The following is a 17,101-nucleotide window of genomic DNA, read 5'->3' as shown; positions in this document are numbered from 1 at the left end:
ACCCGGGTTGTTCTCACCGAGGAGGAGTATCAGGCGCTGCTCGGGGTCTCGCGGCGGTTGGACTGGCGGTTCCACGTCGCGCTCGTGCTCGCGCACGAGACCGGGCACCGGATCGGCGCGGTTCGCAACCTGCTGTGGTCCGATGTGGACTTCGACGGAGAGACCATCCGCTGGCGGGCGCAGCACGAGAAGACGGGCTACGAGCACACGACGCCCTTGACCGAAGAGGCGTTGGCCGCCTTGGAGGAGGCGCGGGCGATGAGCGACGGGATCGCGGACGCGCCGGTGTTGCCCGCGACCCGGAATCCCTCGGAGTGCGTGGGCTTCCCGCAGACCCGCTTCTGGTGGAAGCGGGCGGAGCAGCTCGCGGGACTGGAGCCGAAGCGAGGGAGAGGCTGGCATTCGCTGCGGCGGAAGTTCGCCAGCGACCTGATGGACCTGCCGCTGAAGGTGCTCTGCGAACTCGGAGGCTGGAAGGCGGCCAAGACGGTGCTGCGCTGTTATCAGCAGCCCGACGAGGCCCAACTCAGGCAGGCGATCCGGAGCCGCCGGAGGGCGCGGGGCTGAAATTCGGTCGGCGGGAACCGAACGGCGGGAAATCGACGCCCGAATCCCGTAACTTCAATGGTCACAACAGATCCGCACGGAATGGCAAATGCTGGCCCATCGAATACCACCACCCCTACCGGCGAGGTCTCGATGAGCGTCTCCAGATCCGCGCGCGCCCTGCGCTCCTCACGGTGCGCGCGGGCGTTGGCGATCGCGGTCGCCGCCTGGGCGGCGAACAGCGTCAACACCTCCTCGTCGGCGTCGGTGAACTCGCGCCCGCCCTCCTTCTCGCCGAGAAAGAAGTTGCCGACGTTCATGTCGCGGTGTCGCAGCGGCGTGCCCAGCATCGTCTTCGATGGCATCACCTCATCCGAGAAACCCAGCGCCCGGACGAAGGCGGGCAGGTCCCCCACGCGAATCGGCGCGGCAAGACTCCTGAGGTGTTCGAACAGCTGCGGGCCGTACGCCCAGGCGACCAGTTCGTCCTGCTCGACCGGAGCAAAGCCGGACATCACCCACTCTTCGGCCTGTCCGGTGCCGTCGACGGTGACGATCACGCCAAAACGCGCCCCGGTCAGCGCGCGCGCGCTGTCGACGACCTCCTGCAGCACGGTGTCGAGGTCGAGGCTGGCACTCGCGCGCAGCACGGCCGCACTCAGCCTGGACACCCGTTCCCGGAGCGCCTCGATCTCCATCCTCAGTTCGCCCGAATCGCCCGCCATTCTCTCATCCCTTCCGAACCGCCCGATCGCGCACGGCGCATGCGCCCCGGACGGCCCGCCCGTTTGCTCGCGTGTCGCTCACTTGTCACGAAGATATATCCGATTTGTCGCGCGACAAGCGGCAGCACCTCCAGGAATGCTCCTTCTTGGCCGACGCCCCCCGAACGGTAGTATGTTCTTCCCATGGACGATCCGATTCGCCTGAGGGGCGCGAGCCAGCACAACCTGGCGAACCTGGATCTGGACATCCCGCGGCGGGCCTTCACGGTGATCACCGGGCCGTCGGGATCGGGAAAATCCTCCCTGGCGCTGGACACGCTCTTTGCCGAGGGCCAGCGCCGCTACGTCGAGTCGCTCTCGACCTACGCCAAGCAGTTCCTCGACCGCATGCGGAAGCCGCGGGTCGAGTCGGTGGAAGGGATCCCGCCGGCGGTGGCCATCGAGCAGAAAAACCCGACCCGGTCCAGCCGCTCGACGGTCGGTACCGCGACCGAGGTCTACGATTACCTGCGCCTGCTGTGGGCGCGCGTCGGGCACACGCACTGCCCGCGCTGCGGCCGGCGGATCCGGCGGGACACGGTTTCGGGCGCGGTGGACGGCGTGCTCTCACTGCCGGACGGGGAGCGGATCATGGTCGCGTTTCCGCTCCAGGCCAGCGGGCGCGCCACCCACGCCCAGGTGGTCGAGACGCTGCGCGCCGCCGGATTCCTGCGGGTCATGGCGGACGGGGCGGTGATCGACCTGGCCGCGTCGGGCTCCGGTGATCCCATGCGCGCTGGCGCCGACCTGACGGTTGCGCGGGAAGCCCTGGTGGTGGTCGACCGGCTGGCCGTCGCCCCCGGTGTCCGCGACCGCCTGGCCGACTCCCTGGGAGTGGCGTTCGTCCAGGGGCTGGGCGAAGCGGTGATCGTGCGGCCGTCCCGAGCCCCCGGTGAGTCCCGCCTGCGCTTCACCGAGCGCTTCCGCTGCCCGCTCCATCCCGACATCGAATTCGCCGACCCGACCCCGAAGCTCTTCTCCTTCAACAGCCCCTACGGCTCCTGCACCACCTGCACCGGCTTCGGCGCGACCCTCGAATACGACGAGGATCTCATCGTGCCCAACCACGGGCGCTCGCTGGCGGCGGGCGCGGTGGATCCGTGGGAGAAGCCACGCTACGTGCGCGAGCGCGCCCGGCTGCGCGATTTCGCCCGCAAGCGCGGGGTGAGCAGGCACGAACCCTGGAGCGAGCTGCCCGGGTTCTTCCGCGAGGAGGTTCTGCGCGGCTGCCCCGAGTTCATCGGCATCATCCCCTTCCTGCGTTCGCGCGAGCGGCAGCGCCGCAAGCAGTTCATCCGCGTCTTCCTGCGCCGCTACCAGAGCGCCGTTCCCTGCGCGAGTTGCGGCGGGGCCCGCATCCGCGCCGAGGCCCTCAACGTGCGCGTGGGCGGACGCACCCTCCCCGAGGTCTGCGCCTTCCCCATGGACGAGCTGCTGCCCTGGATCGACGGGCTCGAGCTCTCCGGGATGGAGGAGGAAATCGCGGAGACCATCCTGCGCGAAATCCGCGACCGCCTGGGGTTCCTGGTGGATGTGGGGCTCGGCTACCTGACGCTTTCGCGCCAGACGCGCACGCTCTCGGGAGGGGAGGCGCAGCGCATCAACCTGGCCAACGCGCTCGGGTCGCGGCTGGTGGACACCCTGTACGTCCTGGACGAGCCCACCGTGGGGCTCCATCCGCGCGACACGGCGGCCATGCTGGCGCTGCTCCGGCGGCTCTCCCGCGCGGGCAACACGGTCGTGGTGGTGGAACACGACCCCCAGGTCATCGTCGCCGCCGACCACGTCATCGAGCTCGGTCCAGAGTCGGGCGAGAAGGGCGGGCAGGTGGTCTTCGAGGGTCCGCCCGCCGGGCTCGCGGACGCCGGCACCGCCACGGGGCGCCTCATCGCCGGCGCAGCCAATCCTCGGATCTCCCGCAAGCGGGGCCACCCGGGCGGCCGCATCGAATTGCGCGGCGCCCGTCTGCACAACCTGAGGGACGTGGACATCGACGTCCCGCTGCGCGCCCTCACCGTGGTGACCGGGGTGTCCGGCTCGGGCAAGTCCACCCTGGTCAACGACGTGCTCTACCGCGCCCTCGAGCGCGAGATGAACGACGGCGAGACCACCGCCCGTCTGCACATCGGCGAGCTCGTCGGAGAATACGGCTCCATCGCCAACGCCTCCCACCTGGCCGACGTGGCGCGCATCGACCAGTCGCCCATCGGGCGCACGCCCCGGTCGAACTCGGTCACCTACATCAAGGCGTGGGACGAGGTGCGCAAGCTCTTCGCCGCCCAGCCGCTCGCGCGCAGGAAACGGTATCAGCCGCGCCACTTCTCCTTCAACGTCGCCGCCGGCCGCTGCGAGGCCTGCCAGGGAGCGGGCCAGGTCGAGATCGAGATGATCTTCATGGCGGACGTCTACATACCATGCGACGTCTGCTGCGGGACCCGTTTCAAGGGCGAGATCCTGGACGTGACCTACAAGGGGCTCCACATCGCGGAGGTGCTGGAACTCACGGTCGATCAGGCCATCCGCTTCTTCATGAGGCAGAGGCGCCTCGGCAAGATCCTCTGGCATCTGCAGGACGTGGGGCTCGGCTACCTGCGGCTCGGCCAGCCCGCCCCCACCCTTTCCGGGGGGGAGGCCCAGCGGCTCAAGATCGCCCGCGAACTGTCCGGGGCGTCCGGGCGCCGGGGCAGCAAGCTCTACATCCTGGACGAGCCCACCACCGGACTCTCCGGCAACGAAGTGGCCAGGCTCCTGCAGGTTCTGATGCGCTTGATCGACGCCGGAAACACGGTCATTGTCATCGAACACAACCTGGATGTGATTCGCGCCGCGGACTGGATCATCGATCTGGGACCGGGCGCCGGAGCCCGCGGAGGACGGGTAGTCGCCATGGGCCGCCCGCACGAGGTGATGGCCGAGCGCGCGAGCGTGACCGGTGCGTGCCTCGCCCGCCTCCCGGAGCCGACCCTGCAACGGACGAGGCTGACGTGAACAAGAAGCGAAACGGCGCCGCGCTCCCACCCGGGCCGGCCGTCCTGGCATGCGTCGCGCTGGCCTGCGCCGCCGGGGCCGGCCCGGCGCACGCCCAGGCGTTCGAACTGCCCCCGATCCCCATCGACACCTTCTCGCTCGACAACGGGCTGCGCGTGATCGTGAGCGAGGACCACTCGGCGCCGGTGGTGGCGGTCAACATGTGGTATCACGTCGGCAGCGCGCACGAGGTCCCGGGAAGGACCGGATTCGCGCACTTCTTCGAGCACCTGGTGTTCGAGGAGACCGAGAACCTGGGCAACGGCGACTTCGCCAGGCTGGTCAACAACGCCGGCGGGACGTACAACGGCACCACCTCCACGGACCGCACGGCGTATTTCGAGACCCTCCCCTCCAACCGGGTCAACCTGTCCTTCTGGCTGCACGCGGAGCGCCTGGGCCGCCTCGTGGTGAGCGAACGCGGCTTCGAGAACCAGCGCGAAGTGGTGAAGGAGGAGCGCCGCCTGCGCATCGACAACGTGGCGTACGCGCAGGCGCAAATCGTCCTGGATTCGCTTTCCACCGACTACGAGCCCTACCGGCATACGCCGATCGGCTCGATGGAGGATCTCGACGCGGCCACCACGGATGACGTGAAGGACTTCTACGAGCGCTACTACGTGCCCAACAACGCCACCCTGGCCGTGGCCGGCGCGGTTACCACCGGCCAGATCCGGGCGCTGGCGGAAGAGTATTTCGGCGCGATTCCCCGAGGGGAGGACGTGCCGCCGCTGCCCGAGCCGCCGGTCACGCCCCGCATCGACGGGGAGCGCACGGCTTCGGTCAGCGACGAACACGCCCGGCTGCCGTTCCTCTACATGGGGTACAACGTCCCGGAGGCCGGCCACCCGGACGTCTACCCGCTCGCCGTGCTTTCCCAGGTTTTCAGCGCGGGCGAGAGCAGCCGCCTGCACCAGCGTCTGGTCAAGGGGGACGAACTGGCTCCGGTGGTCATCTCGGGGCTGCAGCAGCGGCTCGGATCCGGGCTCATGCTGTTCGGAAGCCTGCCCCACGCAGGCGGCAACATCGAAGAGATCCGCGCCGTCATCGAGGAGGAGATCGAGAAGCTGAAGGCCGACGGCATCACCGGGCGCGAGTTGGAGAAGGCGCTCAACCAGCAGCGCGCCGCCCAGGTAGCGAGCCGCATGACCGTCAGCGCCAAGGCCAGCATCCTGCAGTCCTTCGCGCTCACCTACGGCGATCCCTTTGAGGTCAACAACGTGCTTTCCCGCTACGAGGCGGTGACCCTCGATGACGTCCTGAACGTCGCCCGCAAGTACCTCGTTCCCGAGAACCGAACCGTTGTCGTCGCCCGGCCCACCGGAGGAGTGATCCCATGATCGTGCCGCGCAGAACCCCGGGCCGCGCCCCGCTCGCCGCGCTGGTCCTGGCCGCAGTCGCGCTCGCGAGCCCGGCGGTCGCCGCCGCGCAGGATGGCCCTCCCGAGCCCCTGCCGCTCGACGACATCCCGTTTCCGGCCTTCGAGGAGCGTCTGCTGTCCAACGGCGCCGACCTGATCGTGGTGCCCCACGACGAGCAGCCGTTCGTCACCGTGAACCTCGTCGTGCGGGCGGGCAACGCCGCCGACCCCCGCAACCGCGCGGGCGTGGCCGCGACGGTGGCCAGCCTGCTCAACAAGGGCACGGATAGCCGCACCGCGCTGGAAATCGCCGATGCCACCGACCACATCGGTGCGACCCTGTCCGCGGTCGCGGGCGACGACTGGACGAGCGTGGTTCTCGGAGTCGTGACCTCCCAGCTCGACGCCGGCCTCGAGCTCCTGGGCGACATCGTCGTCAACCCCAGCTTCCCCGACGAAGAGATCGACCAATACCGCCAGCAGACGGTCACGGGCCTCCAGGTGCAGCTCGGCTCGCCCGGATTCCTGGCCAGCCGGGAATTCCAGCAGGCGGTGTACGGACGCCATCCCTACGGGCTTCTCCCCACGCCCGAGAGCATCGAGCGCATCCGGCGTTCGGACCTGATCGCCTACCACCTGCGCCACTACAAGCCCACCAACGCGCTCGTGGTCGTCGCGGGCGACGTGACCGTGGACGACATCGAAGCCCGCCTCAACCAGGCGCTGGCCGACTGGGAGCCCGGTCCCTCGCGGCCGCCCACCTACTTCGACATTCCCGGCCGCGAAGAGAAGGAGATCATCCTGGTGCACCGGCCGGAATCGGTGCAGTCCACCATCCTGGTCGGACAGTCCGCCATGAAGGGCGACCACGAGGACTGGATGCCGCTCAACCTGGGCAGCCGCGTACTGGGCGGTTCCAGCACGGGCCGTCTCTTCCAGGTGCTGCGCGAGGAAAAGGGATGGACCTACGGATCGTACACGTCCGCGGTGCGCAAGCGCGACCTGGGCTATTTCCTCGCCAACGCCGAGGTGCGCAGCGAGGTGACCGACAGTGCCCTCGCCGAACTGCTCAACCAGGTCGAGATCATCCGCTCCGAGCCGGTTCCCGGCGACGAGCTGTCGGACGTGCAGGACTATCTCATCGGGTCGTTCCCGCGGACCGTCGAGACGCCCCAGGCAATCGCCAGCCAGGTCATGACCTACCGGCTGCGGGGCCGCTCCACCGAGGAGCTGGTGTCGTACCGCGACCGGGTCGCGGCCGTGGCCCCCGAGGACATCCGGGACGCGCTGGTGGAGCACTTCGATCCGGAGCGCGCCGTGGTCGTGGTGGTGGGCGACGCCACTCAGGTCCGCTCGAACCTCACCCGCTTCGGCCGCGTGCGCATGGTCGACGCGGAAGGCAACCAGCTCACCATCGACGATGTCGAGGTAAGGGACTCCGACATCGCCTACGACCCCTCGGTGCTCGAGCCCGGCATCTGGCGCTACCGGCTGATGGTGCAGGATCGGCAGGTCGCGGACATGGAGCGAGTGCTGGGGTTCGCCACCCGCGACGACGAGCGCACCATGTCCCTGACCAGCACGGTTCGCGTCAACAACCTCACCCAGGTCTCGGAGGTGTTCTTCTCGCCGCGCAGCTTCCGCCCCATAGCCAACACCTTCCGGCTCATCACCGCCGAAGGGCAGGCGAACTGGGAGCTGGAGATCGACGGTGAACGCGTCACCGGCCGGGCCACGGCGACCGGCCGCGAGGAAACCGGGATCGAACGGGAAGTGGTGCGCGGGGCGCTGCTGGGCGAGATGGATGAGCTGGTGGCGTGGATTTCGGAACTGGAGGAAGGCCAGGAGCTGCGCTATCCGGTCGTCCAGCCCCAGAGCGGCCGCGCGCGCACGGTCACCATGCGGGTTCGCGGCAACACGGAGATCACGGTTCCGGCGGGGACCTTCGAGGTCGTCGAAGTGCGCTTCAGCGGCGGGGAAGGCAGCCAGCGCGCGTACTTCACCGTCGAGCGGCCGCGTGTGCTGGTTCGCGCCGAATCCACCGGATCCCCGGTGACCGTCGAGCTGGTGGAGATACCCGGCGGGTAGGCGCGGACGGACCCCGAAAAACGCAGGCTTGTCGAGGGCCGCAAACGTAGCTCTGCCCTGCGTTTTCCGTTAGTTTCAACAGGTTCCGCAATACCGCCGATTCGTCGGCCCCCAATGCGTTCATTTCACGAGGAGAAGGGGATGAGGAACGTTCTCGCCATTCTCGCTCTCTCCGGAGTCCTGGCGGCGTGCGCCGGCGTACAGCTGCCTCCCAAGGCGGGTCCGGAAGAAGTCGAAGTCATCGTTCCGGCGATGGGTCAGGCCGCCCGCGAAGGCTACCGGACGATCGGTCCTGTTACGGCCCGCGCGCCCCTGGGCACTTCCAACCAGGACATGCTGCTCCTGCTCCGGACCGAAGCCGCGGCGCTCGGCGCGGACGCCATCATCTTCGAGCGCATCGAAGACACCACGCGCACCCAGGCGACCGCCGACATCGGCCGCAACCAGGGACTCATCGGCCACGCGCTAGCCATCTACTATCCGGCACCGGGCACCTGAGGCCAATCAGGGGCGTTTCGTTCCGTCGTCGTCGCGGATGAGGGCGGGGCCTGCCGGCAGCGTGCTCCCGCGCGCCTAACCCCCACGAGGCATCTGCATGGATTCCGCCCCCGGAGAACGGATACTCGCGCGCCTGCTTGAAGACGAAATGCGGGAGTCGTTCATCGACTATTCGATGAGCGTCATCGTCCGCCGCGCGCTCCCCGATGTCCGCGACGGCCTGAAGCCCGTGCACCGTCGCATCCTCTACGCCATGAGCGAGCTGGGGCTCGGCCCCGGCCGTCCCTACAAGAAGAGCGCGACCGTCGTCGGCGAGGTGCTGGGCAAGTACCATCCGCACGGCGATTCGGCGGTCTACGACTCCATGGCGCGCATGGTGCAGGACTTCTCGCTGCGCTACCCGCTGGTCGATGGCCAGGGCAACTTCGGCTCCATCGACGGGGATTCGCCCGCGGCCTACCGCTACACCGAGGCGCGGCTCACCCCGCTGGCGACCCAGCTGCTCACCGACATCGACGAGGAAACCGTCGATTTCATTCCCAACTTCGACGGGCGCATCGACGAGCCCACGGTGCTTCCCGCGCGAGCGCCCAACCTGCTGGTCAACGGCAGCTCGGGGATCGCGGTGGGAATGGCCACCAACATCCCGCCCCACAACCTGCGCGAGGTGGTCGACGCGACCATCGCGCTGATCGAGAATCCGGACCTCCCCCAGGAGGTGCTGGAGAGCATCGTCACCGGGCCCGACTTCCCCACCGGCGCCTTCATCTGCGGCCGCCGCGGCATCCGCGACGCATACCGCACCGGCCGCGGCCGCATCGTGATGCGCGCCCGCACCGATATCGAGGACGCCGGCAGGCGGACCAACGCCCGCATCGTCGTGCGCGCGATCCCGTTCATGGTCAACAAGACCCGCCTGATCGAGCAGATCGCCCAGATGGTGCGCGAGAAGAAGCTCACCCAGGTATCGGCGCTGCGCGACGAGTCCGACCGCGACGGCATGCGCATCGTGATCGAGCTGAAGCGCGGCACCGTGCCCCAGGTGGTTCTGAACCTGCTCTACAAGCACACCCAGATGCAGGCGACCTTCGGCACCATCCTGCTCGCACTGGTGAACGGCGTGCCCCGCGTGATGGGGCTGCGCGAGATCCTCTTCCACTTCGTGGATCACCGGCACGACGTGGTGGTGCGCCGGAGCGAGTTCCGGCTGGCCAAGGCGCGGGAGCGCGAACACATTCTCGAGGGCCTCAAGGTCGCCGTCGACAACATCGACCGGGTGATCGCCATCATCCGCTCCTCGCCGGATACCACCACCGCCAGGGCGCGGCTGCGGGCGGAGCCGTTCTCCTCCCCCCTCACCGAGCGGCAGGCCGAGGCCATCCTCAACATGCGCCTCGCCCGCCTCACCGGCCTCGAGATCGACAAGCTGGAGCGGGAGCTGGCCGACGTGCGCGCCGTCATCGCGGAGCTGGACGAAATCCTCTCCAGCCGACCGCGGCGCATGCAGATCATCGTCGACGAGCTCCGGGAGGTCGCGAAGCGGTTCGGGGACGACCGGCGGACCGAGATCCTCACCGGCGTGGCCGACCTGGAGATGGAGGACCTCATCAAGGATGAGGAGGTCGTGCTCACCGTCAGCCGGCAGGGCTATCTGAAGCGCATCCCGCTGACCACGTACCGCGCGCAGCGGCGCGGCGGCCGCGGGCTCAAGGGCATGGCCACCAAGGACGAGGACGAGGTCGGGCACCTCTTCGTGGCCTCCACCCATGACTACCTGATGATCTTCACCCGGTCGGGGAAGTGCCACTGGATCAAGGTCTGGGAGGCGCCCGACGCGGGGCGCTACTCGCGCGGCAAGCCGGTGGTCAACCTGCGCGACATCGACCCGGACGACGGGATCGCCGCGTTCGTGCCGGTGCGCACCTTCGCCCCGGACTGCTACCTGCTGTTCTGCACCCGCAAGGGCATCGTCAAGAAGACGCCGCTCTCGGCGTACGGCAACGTCCGCATGGTGGGCCTGCACGCCATTCGGGTGGATGAGGACGACGAGCTGATCGACGTGCAGATCACGGACGGCGCCAGCGAAGTCCTTCTGGCCACGCGCGCGGGCCAGGCCATCCGTTTCCGCGAGTCGGATGTCCGTCCCATGGGACGGGTGGCGCGCGGGGTGAACGGCATTCGCCTGCGGGAAGGCGACGAGGTGGTGGGCATGATGGTCCCCTCCGAGGACTCGTCGATCCTGGTGGCCACCCGCGGCGGCATGGGCAAGCGCTCCGCCGTCGATGACTACCGGCTGCAGCGGCGCGGCGGGTTCGGGGTGATCAACATGAAGACGACGGGGAAGACGGGCCCGGTGGTGGCGGTAAAGGCCGTGCACCCGTCCGACGAACTCATGCTGGTGACGCGCAACGGCGTGGTGAACCGGCAGCGCGTGGAGGAGATCCGCGTGATCGGCCGGCTGACCCAGGGGGTGCGCCTGGTGAACCTGGACGAGAACGACGAGCTGGTCGATCTGGCGCGGGTGATGGGCGACAACGGGGACGAGGCCGGCCCCGAGGCCGAAGACGGCGGCCTGCAAGGCGACCGGGAGGCGGCTGCCGGCGCCGGCCGGGAGAGCGCCGGGTGACGGTTCCGTCGCTCGAAAGCGTACGTGCGGCGGCGGCGCGCCTGAAGGGCGTGGCGGTACGGACCCCACTGCTCTGGTCCCCCGATCTTTCCGATGAGGTGGGCGCGAGCGTGCGCCTGAAGTGCGAGTCGCTCCAGCGCTGCGGCGCCTTCAAGCTGCGCGGGAGCTACAACTTCATCTCACAGCTCTCCGACGAGGATGTGGCGCGCGGGGTGATCACCTACTCCTCGGGCAACCACGCGCAGGGGGTGGCGCTGGCGGCCCGCATCCGCGGGGTGCGCGCGGTGGTGGTCATGCCGACCACGGCGCCGGCCGTGAAGCACCGGGGCGCGGCCCGGCTGGGGGCCGAGGTCGTGTTCGAGGGCACCACCTCGGTGGAGCGGCGGGCGCGGGCGGAGGAGATCGCCGCCGCCGAGGGGCTCGCGATCGTTCCGCCCTTCGACCATTCGGACATCATCTCCGGTCAGGGCACGGTGGGCCTGGAGATCGCCGCGGACTGGCCCGAGGTGGACACCGCGATCGTGCCCATCGGCGGCGGCGGGCTGGCGGCGGGCACGGCGGTGGCGCTGCGGGCCCTGCGCCCCGGCATGCGCATCATCGGGGTGGAGCCAGAGGGGGCGGCGTCCATGCGGGCCGCGCTGGACGCGGGCCGGGTGGTGCGCATCGAGCGCATCGACACCATCGCGGACGGACTGGCGCCCGTGCAGGTGGGCGACCTCACCTACGCGCTCGTGCGCGACCTGGTGGACGAGGTGGTGCTCGTGTCCGACGCTGCCATCCGCGAGGCGGCCGTCTTCCTGCTCAAGCGCGCAAAGCTGGTGGCGGAGTTCTCGGGAGCGGCCACGGTGGCGGCGCTCCGGTCGCGGGCCGCCGGCTTCGGCGACCGGGTGGCGGCCGTGATCAGCGGCGGCAACGCCGATGTGGCCGCCCTCGTGGCGCGCGCGGATTCGGCGGCGGAATCGTGAAGCGCCTCATCCTCTTCGATGTCGATGGCACCCTGGTGTGGGGCGGCCCGGCCAAGGAGGCGTTCACCGTCGCCCTGGCGCGGGTCTTCGGCGCCACTCCTCCCGTGAACCTGACGCTCGATCGGGTCGTCGAGCTGGCGCCCAAGGTCGTCTTCGCGGGCCGGACCGACCCGCAGATCGCGCGCCAACTCCTGCGCAGGGCGGGGCTCGACGACGACCGCATCGACGAGGGATTGCCCCGGCTGTGGACGCTCTACCCGCGTGAACTCGAGCGGCGCCTGCCCGCAAAGCCCGTCACCGCCCTGGCGGGCGTGCCCGAACTGCTGGCGGCGCTGGGCGACCGCGACGACGTGGCGATGGGCCTGGTCACCGGCAACATCCGGGAGGGCGCGCGCCTGAAGCTGGGTTCGGCCGGGCTGGCGGCGGACGCGTTCCCGGCCGGCGGCTTCGGCTGCGACCGGGAAAGCCGCAACCACCTGCCCGCCGTCGCCGTCGGCCGGGCGGAGCAGGTGTGGGGGGTAAGCTTTCCGCCGGAGTCGGTGGTGGTCGTGGGGGACACCCCGCTCGACGTGGAATGCGGCCGCCACTTCGGGGCGCGCACCGTCGCCGTGGCCACCGGGCACTTCGGCGCGGCCGAACTGGAAGCCACCGGCGCCGACCACGTCGCGCCCGACCTGACCCGCACCCGGGAAGTGGTAGACGTGCTGATGGCGTAGGCCGGGGGTCGAGAGAGAACTGCCATCTTGTGCGCGGGTTCGCCGACGCGCCAAGTTAACCGGCGGCCGGAGGTGCGGGGCACACATCGCGCCCGCCACCCCACCACGCGACCAGACGCGCGTGGTTTTTCGACAACGACCGGCGACGGAGTAGCGGAGATGTCCAGCAGAGCACGGCAGCGAAAGGAAATGAGGCAGAAGCCCACCGGGGGTGGCGTCAAGCGCCTTTACCTCATCCTCGGTGGGGTGGCGATCATCGGCGTGGTGGCGGCGGTCTACACGACCGGATCGACGGTGTTCAGCAACGCCGTCACCGAGCCGGTGGACCTGGGCGACCTCTCCGACGAGGAACTCGTCGACCTGGCGTACGGCAGCGAAATGGGAGACCCGGAGGCTTCCATCTCGGTCGTGGAGTTCGGGGACTATCAGTGTCCGGGCTGCGCCATGTTCGCCTCCGGGGTCAAGCCCCTCATCGAACTGAACCTGGTCGGCACCGGGCGGGCGAAGTTCGTCTTCTACGATCTGCCGCTGGTGGGCATTCACTCCAACTCGTTCCTCGCGTCGCGAGCGTCCCATTGCGCCGGCGACCAGGGCGGCTACTGGGAATACCACAACACGCTCTTCGATAATCAGTTCTCATGGGCGGCCTCGGGCGATCCGGTGGGTAATTTCGTCGGCTACGCGCGTGCCCTTGGGCTCGACGACGGCGCGTTTCGCGACTGCCTCAACTCGGACCGGCACGCCGACCGGGTATCGGCGAATCTCCGACTGGCCAGCGCGCTCAGCCTGACCAGCACTCCGAGCGTTCTGGTCAGCCGCGGGAGCGGAGCCGCGAGAAGGCTGCCCGACACCAGCTACGCCACCATCGAGAATGCGGTCGAGGCGCTGACGGAAGGAGAGCCATGAGCGGAGGCGAAACCGCCACGGTGCGCCTGGTGTTCGTCGACAGAGGGGTCTATCACCACGAGGACGTGCGGCTGCCCAGCGCCGGTTTGAACTCCAGCGAACGCCTTATCGACTGCCTGCGCGAAGACCCGGATGTGCTCGGCGATCTCTACGTGGACCTCAAGCGGCTGTGCGCCGCGTACCGGGTGGAGGACGGGGACGCGTAGGAGAACGAACGCAAGCCCCCGGCGTTCCAGCCGGGGGCGGCGAGAGGTGGTTTAGTCCGGGTCGTCGATGTCGGTCAGCACCCCGAGCGCCCGTTCCCGCGTCCATTCGTGCACCACGGGAGGAGGCCACGCGCCGGCGCCCGCGCGCTCCAGGATCCTCTCCGCTTCCTCCCGGGCGCGCCGCGCCGTCCCGGCCTCGAGCGCATCCGCGTTCAGCGCGTCCCGAAGTTCGTCCTCGTCGAGGAGCCTCGGCACCTGTCCCGGCTTCATCCACACATCGAGAAAGAGATCGGTGGTGCGCCAGATGTTTCCGGGCAGCATCTCGACAGGCGTGAGCAGGTTGGCGTAGAAGCCCGTGAACGCGCCCTCGGCGTTGTGGAAGCGGCCGATGTCGTGCCAGAGGCCCGGAAAGGTGAACCAGACGATGTCCGATCCGGTCTCGAGCACGACCTCTCCGCCCAGTTCCATCGGCGCGGGGACGCGGATGCGGCGCGAGAAGGTGACGATCACCTGCGGATTCTGATGGATGATGGGCTGGCGGAAGGTCTGGAGATGATCCGGGGGCCGCAGATAGAGGATGGTGACGTGGGGAAGAGATCGGCCCGGCTCCGGACTCATACCCTCTCCACGAAGATGTCCATGATGCCCCCGCATACCGCCGGGCTCCATCCCAGCAGGTCCTCGGTGAGGTCGACCTTCACCAGGCGCGGGACGCCGTCCTCGATCACCTCGTGCGCCGCCTCGATGACCTCCGCCTCCCCGCACCCGCCGCCGACCGTGCCCACCAGCCCGGTCTCAGGGTCCACCAGCATGCGCGAGCCGGCCTTGCGCGGCGTCGAGCCCCGCGTGGAGACGATGGTCGCGAGCGCCGCCGGCCGGCCGGCCCGCACCGTCGCGAGAACGGCTTCGTAGACTTCCTGGTCGCCCGGCGAACTCATTTCACACTCCCTGTAGGCGGTTTCTTCGCCAGGAAGCGCTCGACGATGCGCTCCCGGGTTCGCAGCGGCGTGCCCGTCCCGCCGCGCCGTTCGAGGATCATCTCCCCCAGGACGCTGATCGCGATCTCGGCCGGCGTCTGCGCGCCGATGTCGAGCCCCACCGGAGCGCGCACGCGGGCGATGACCTCGTGGGGGATTCCCTCCGCCTCGAGCTGAATGAAGGTGGCCCGGACGCGGCGGCGGCTGCCGATCATGCCGATGTACGCCGGTTGCGCGTCGCCGTGACGGGCCAGCAGCCGGCGCAGGCACTCGTAGTCGTACTTGTGCCCGCGGGTCACCAGCACGAAATGACACCCCGCGTGGACGTCGATGCCGGAGAGGGGATCGGCGAAGTCGATGGTGCGCACGGCGGCGGCTTCCGGGAACCGTTCGCGGGTGGCGAACTCGGGACGGTCGTCCAGCACGGTGACCTCGAAGTCCAGCAGCGTGCCCAGGGTGGCGAGGGGCTGGGCGATGTGCCCGGCGCCCACCACGATGAGTTCCTGGCGGGGACGGTGGCCCTCCGCGTACACCTGCAGACGCCGGCCCGCCGGCGTCTGCAGGTTGTGGAGGGATCCGCCGTGCCCGCGCGCCAGCCGCTCGCGGCTCGCGGCGGCCAGCGCGGCCGCGTCCAGTTCGGGATCCCCGAGCGATCCCTCGACCGCATCCGGACGCACCAGCATGCGGGCACCGGCCGCGCGCCCTTCGCTGTCCGAGACCACCAGCAGCTCGACCGTGCCCCGCGACCCGCGCAGCGACTCGAGGATGCGGGCGGCCGCCGCAGCCGCGTCGGGGCCGGCGAGATCGCCCGTGCCGGGTGCGGACGCGACCGGCCGGGGTTTCACGGCCCGACCGGCGGGCGGGTCCGGTACGTCGGTGGGCGGGTCCGGTACGTCGGTGGGCGTGTCGGCCGCGTGGGACTCGCGCACCTCGGCCGCGTCGGGCCCCGGCAGCTCGGCCATGTTCACGCCACCTGGAAGTGCCGGCGGTACTCGGCCGGCGTATCGATGTCGGCGACCACGCCGGCGTCCTCCACCGGACATTCGCGGACGCGGGAGGGGCGCCGCCGCACGACCGTGCGGGCTCCTTCGGGAAGGGCGGGGTCGAGAAGTTCGGGGAACAGGCGGCGATGGAAGAGGGCCGGGTGACCGCGCCGGCCGCGCCAGGTCGGGAGCACGATGTCGGCCGACCCCTCCTCGAAGCACGCCGCCAGCGCCCGCACCGTGGCGCCCGTCACCAGCGGGTGATCGACCGGGCAGACGGCGCATCCGTCCATCCCGCCGCCCCACCCCGCCAGCGCCAGCCGGATGGACGAAATGGGTCCCTCGTCGGGGTCGGGGTTGGCCGCCGCCACGGCGCCGGCAGCTTCCGCTTCCCGCGCCACGGCGCCGGCAGCCTCCCTCGCCACCACGACCACCGGGTCGCATCCGCCCGCCGCGAGGGCGGACACGACACGCACCAGAAAGGACTGTCCACCCGCATCGAGAAGCGCCTTGGCGCTTCCCATGCGGGTGGACAGTCCGCAGGCGGGCACTACGCCCAGCAGCTTCGGTGGACGGTCCACGAGGCCGGAATCCCGGCCGGGGTGACCGGGCGGGCGCCCGTCCGGTCCGGTCAGAGGATGGGCCGAACCTGTGCGTTGCTTTCGTCGAGCGTGAAGGTCACAGGCTCACCCTCCACCGTCAGCGGGACGTTCCAGTAGAGCTCGTCGAAGGAGCGCTCCCAGCGCGCGTACACCCAGTACTGTCCGGCGGGCGCCGCCGTGAGCACGCTACCAGAGGCGTCGGTGGTGTCCACCACCGGGTCGAGGCCGCTCACGTCGATCATGAACTGGGCGACCGTGCCGTAGTCGGCGAACGCATCGTCGCCCCACATCTCCCGGAGCATCCTGACCTGGTCGGCCTGCTCGATCATGGATCCCTGGATGGAGGTGAACTCCTCGAAGGCGGCGTCGCGCTGGCGCTCCACCTGGGCGAGTCGCTGCTCCTTTTCGTCGAACTCCATGAACAGCACCCGGTACTGGGCTTCGGCGGGATTGAGCCGCTCCATTTCCGTGCTGAGACCGAGAAGGTCCTCCCTCAGCAGCGACCACTCGCTCTCCCGGCTCTGCCATTCCGCCTGTGCCGCGGCTACTTGGCTTTGAGCTTCGAGCAGATCCGGTGGAATCTCCGGCTCGGGGGTGCCGGCTTCGCGCGCCAGCGAGTCGAAGATCGCGTCGCGGTCGAAGGGAAGGAGCTGGATTTCCATGTCGGCCAGCGGCCGCACCTCCGTTCCCCCGGCGCCGGCAACCTCCATCTGCGCGTTGATCGTGACGTCGGTCGGCCCGCATGCGGCGGAGGCGATGGTGCCGACGAAAGCGAGGAAAAGGATTGCGTTCCTCATGGTGCAGTTACTCCAGGCTATCACGTTGAAACTTCCGAGC

At 69.6% G+C, this 17,101-nt stretch carries 16 protein-coding genes; 10 read left to right on the top strand and 6 right to left on the bottom strand.

The genetic code is table 11. From position 1 onward, the window contains the following. Positions 1-567 (top strand): site-specific integrase (locus tag OXU32_09345; GenBank protein ID MDE0074152.1); only part of this gene is annotated, 567 nt, incomplete at its 5' end. Here OXU32_09345 and OXU32_09340 read toward each other — a convergent pair. Beyond that, positions 504-1,244 (bottom strand): GAF domain-containing protein, encoded by a 741-nt coding sequence (locus OXU32_09340; GenBank protein ID MDE0074151.1) that lies wholly within the window; start codon positions 1,242-1,244, stop codon positions 504-506. The two genes, OXU32_09345 and OXU32_09340, sit on opposite strands and share 64 nt — an antisense overlap. 210 nt (positions 1,245-1,454) lie before the next feature. On the opposite strand from OXU32_09340, the gene uvrA reads away from it, so the two are divergent. From uvrA to OXU32_09295, 9 genes are all read left to right on the top strand, one after another. Next, positions 1,455-4,298, top strand: a complete 2,844-nt coding sequence (gene uvrA / locus OXU32_09335; GenBank protein ID MDE0074150.1) for an excinuclease ABC subunit UvrA — start codon at positions 1,455-1,457, stop codon at positions 4,296-4,298. Beyond that, positions 4,295-5,677, top strand: a complete 1,383-nt coding sequence (locus tag OXU32_09330; GenBank protein ID MDE0074149.1) for a pitrilysin family protein — start codon at positions 4,295-4,297, stop codon at positions 5,675-5,677. Before uvrA ends, OXU32_09330 begins: the two co-directional genes overlap by 4 nt. Then, positions 5,674-7,785 carry an insulinase family protein gene (locus OXU32_09325; protein MDE0074148.1) on the top strand — a complete coding sequence of 704 codons (2,112 nt, stop codon included), beginning with the start codon at positions 5,674-5,676 and terminating at the stop codon, positions 7,783-7,785. Before OXU32_09330 ends, OXU32_09325 begins: the two co-directional genes overlap by 4 nt. A 141-nt stretch (positions 7,786-7,926) precedes the next feature. Further along, positions 7,927-8,283, top strand: a complete 357-nt coding sequence (locus OXU32_09320; GenBank protein MDE0074147.1) for a hypothetical protein — start codon at positions 7,927-7,929, stop codon at positions 8,281-8,283. Between the two features lie 97 nt (positions 8,284-8,380). Further along, a complete protein-coding gene (gene gyrA, locus OXU32_09315; protein ID MDE0074146.1) occupies positions 8,381-10,909 on the top strand; it encodes a DNA gyrase subunit A in 2,529 nt (842 codons plus the stop codon). Next, on the top strand, positions 10,906-11,874 hold the full coding sequence (locus OXU32_09310) for a threonine/serine dehydratase (GenBank protein MDE0074145.1): 969 nt from the start codon (positions 10,906-10,908) through the stop codon (positions 11,872-11,874). The genes gyrA and OXU32_09310 overlap by 4 nt, the downstream gene beginning before the upstream one ends. Continuing rightward, on the top strand, positions 11,871-12,590 hold the full coding sequence (locus tag OXU32_09305) for an HAD hydrolase-like protein (protein MDE0074144.1): 720 nt from the start codon (positions 11,871-11,873) through the stop codon (positions 12,588-12,590). Before OXU32_09310 ends, OXU32_09305 begins: the two co-directional genes overlap by 4 nt. A gap of 189 nt (positions 12,591-12,779) precedes the next feature. Beyond that, the gene (locus OXU32_09300) at positions 12,780-13,496 is read left to right on the top strand and encodes a thioredoxin domain-containing protein (protein ID MDE0074143.1); all 717 of its coding nucleotides are present in this window, start codon (positions 12,780-12,782) and stop codon (positions 13,494-13,496) included. After that, positions 13,493-13,702, top strand: coding sequence for a hypothetical protein (locus OXU32_09295; protein ID MDE0074142.1), 210 nt, complete (start codon positions 13,493-13,495; stop codon positions 13,700-13,702). The genes OXU32_09300 and OXU32_09295 overlap by 4 nt, the downstream gene beginning before the upstream one ends. A gap of 51 nt (positions 13,703-13,753) precedes the next feature. Here the strand turns inward: OXU32_09295 and OXU32_09290 are convergent, their stop codons facing one another. The 5 genes from OXU32_09290 to OXU32_09270 are packed head-to-tail and all read right to left on the bottom strand — an operon-like array spanning position 13,754 to position 17,061. Then, a complete protein-coding gene (locus tag OXU32_09290) occupies positions 13,754-14,320 on the bottom strand; it encodes a DUF402 domain-containing protein (protein MDE0074141.1) in 567 nt (188 codons plus the stop codon). Continuing rightward, on the bottom strand, positions 14,317-14,640 hold the full coding sequence (locus OXU32_09285) for an XdhC family protein (GenBank protein ID MDE0074140.1): 324 nt from the start codon (positions 14,638-14,640) through the stop codon (positions 14,317-14,319). The genes OXU32_09290 and OXU32_09285 overlap by 4 nt, the downstream gene beginning before the upstream one ends. Beyond that, a complete protein-coding gene (locus OXU32_09280; GenBank protein ID MDE0074139.1) occupies positions 14,637-15,641 on the bottom strand; it encodes an XdhC family protein in 1,005 nt (334 codons plus the stop codon). The genes OXU32_09285 and OXU32_09280 overlap by 4 nt, the downstream gene beginning before the upstream one ends. A gap of 2 nt (positions 15,642-15,643) precedes the next feature. Then, positions 15,644-16,243: a nucleotidyltransferase family protein gene (locus OXU32_09275; protein MDE0074138.1), complete on the bottom strand. Its 600-nt coding sequence runs from the start codon at positions 16,241-16,243 to the stop codon at positions 15,644-15,646. 50 nt (positions 16,244-16,293) lie between these two features. After that, entirely contained in the window at positions 16,294-17,061 is a 768-nt protein-coding gene (locus tag OXU32_09270; protein MDE0074137.1) for a hypothetical protein, read from the bottom strand. Between the last annotated feature and the right edge of the window lie 40 nt (positions 17,062-17,101).

This window comes from Gammaproteobacteria bacterium (genome assembly GCA_028819075.1).
Taxonomy (GTDB): Bacteria; Gemmatimonadota; Gemmatimonadetes; order Longimicrobiales; family Gaopeijiaceae; genus BD2-11.
The sequence above is the reverse complement of the archived record's forward strand: the minus strand, read 5'-3'. Positions and strand labels throughout refer to the sequence as shown.

Excerpts from the sequence above, each read along its gene's own strand:
- OXU32_09290 (MDE0074141.1), bottom strand. The coding sequence starts at position 14,320 with ATGAGTCCGGAGCCGGGCCGATCTCTTCCCCACGTCACCATCCTCTAT.
- OXU32_09300 (MDE0074143.1), top strand. The coding sequence starts at position 12,780 with ATGAGGCAGAAGCCCACCGGGGGTGGCGTCAAGCGCCTTTACCTCATC.
- OXU32_09280 (MDE0074139.1), bottom strand. The coding sequence starts at position 15,641 with ATGGCCGAGCTGCCGGGGCCCGACGCGGCCGAGGTGCGCGAGTCCCAC.
- OXU32_09325 (MDE0074148.1), top strand. The coding sequence starts at position 5,674 with ATGATCGTGCCGCGCAGAACCCCGGGCCGCGCCCCGCTCGCCGCGCTG.
- gyrA (MDE0074146.1), top strand. The coding sequence starts at position 8,381 with ATGGATTCCGCCCCCGGAGAACGGATACTCGCGCGCCTGCTTGAAGAC.
- OXU32_09270 (MDE0074137.1), bottom strand. The coding sequence starts at position 17,061 with ATGAGGAACGCAATCCTTTTCCTCGCTTTCGTCGGCACCATCGCCTCC.
- OXU32_09340 (MDE0074151.1), bottom strand. The coding sequence starts at position 1,244 with ATGGAGATCGAGGCGCTCCGGGAACGGGTGTCCAGGCTGAGTGCGGCC.
- OXU32_09320 (MDE0074147.1), top strand. The coding sequence starts at position 7,927 with ATGAGGAACGTTCTCGCCATTCTCGCTCTCTCCGGAGTCCTGGCGGCG.
- OXU32_09295 (MDE0074142.1), top strand. The coding sequence starts at position 13,493 with ATGAGCGGAGGCGAAACCGCCACGGTGCGCCTGGTGTTCGTCGACAGA.
- OXU32_09285 (MDE0074140.1), bottom strand. The coding sequence starts at position 14,640 with ATGAGTTCGCCGGGCGACCAGGAAGTCTACGAAGCCGTTCTCGCGACG.
- uvrA (MDE0074150.1), top strand. The coding sequence starts at position 1,455 with ATGGACGATCCGATTCGCCTGAGGGGCGCGAGCCAGCACAACCTGGCG.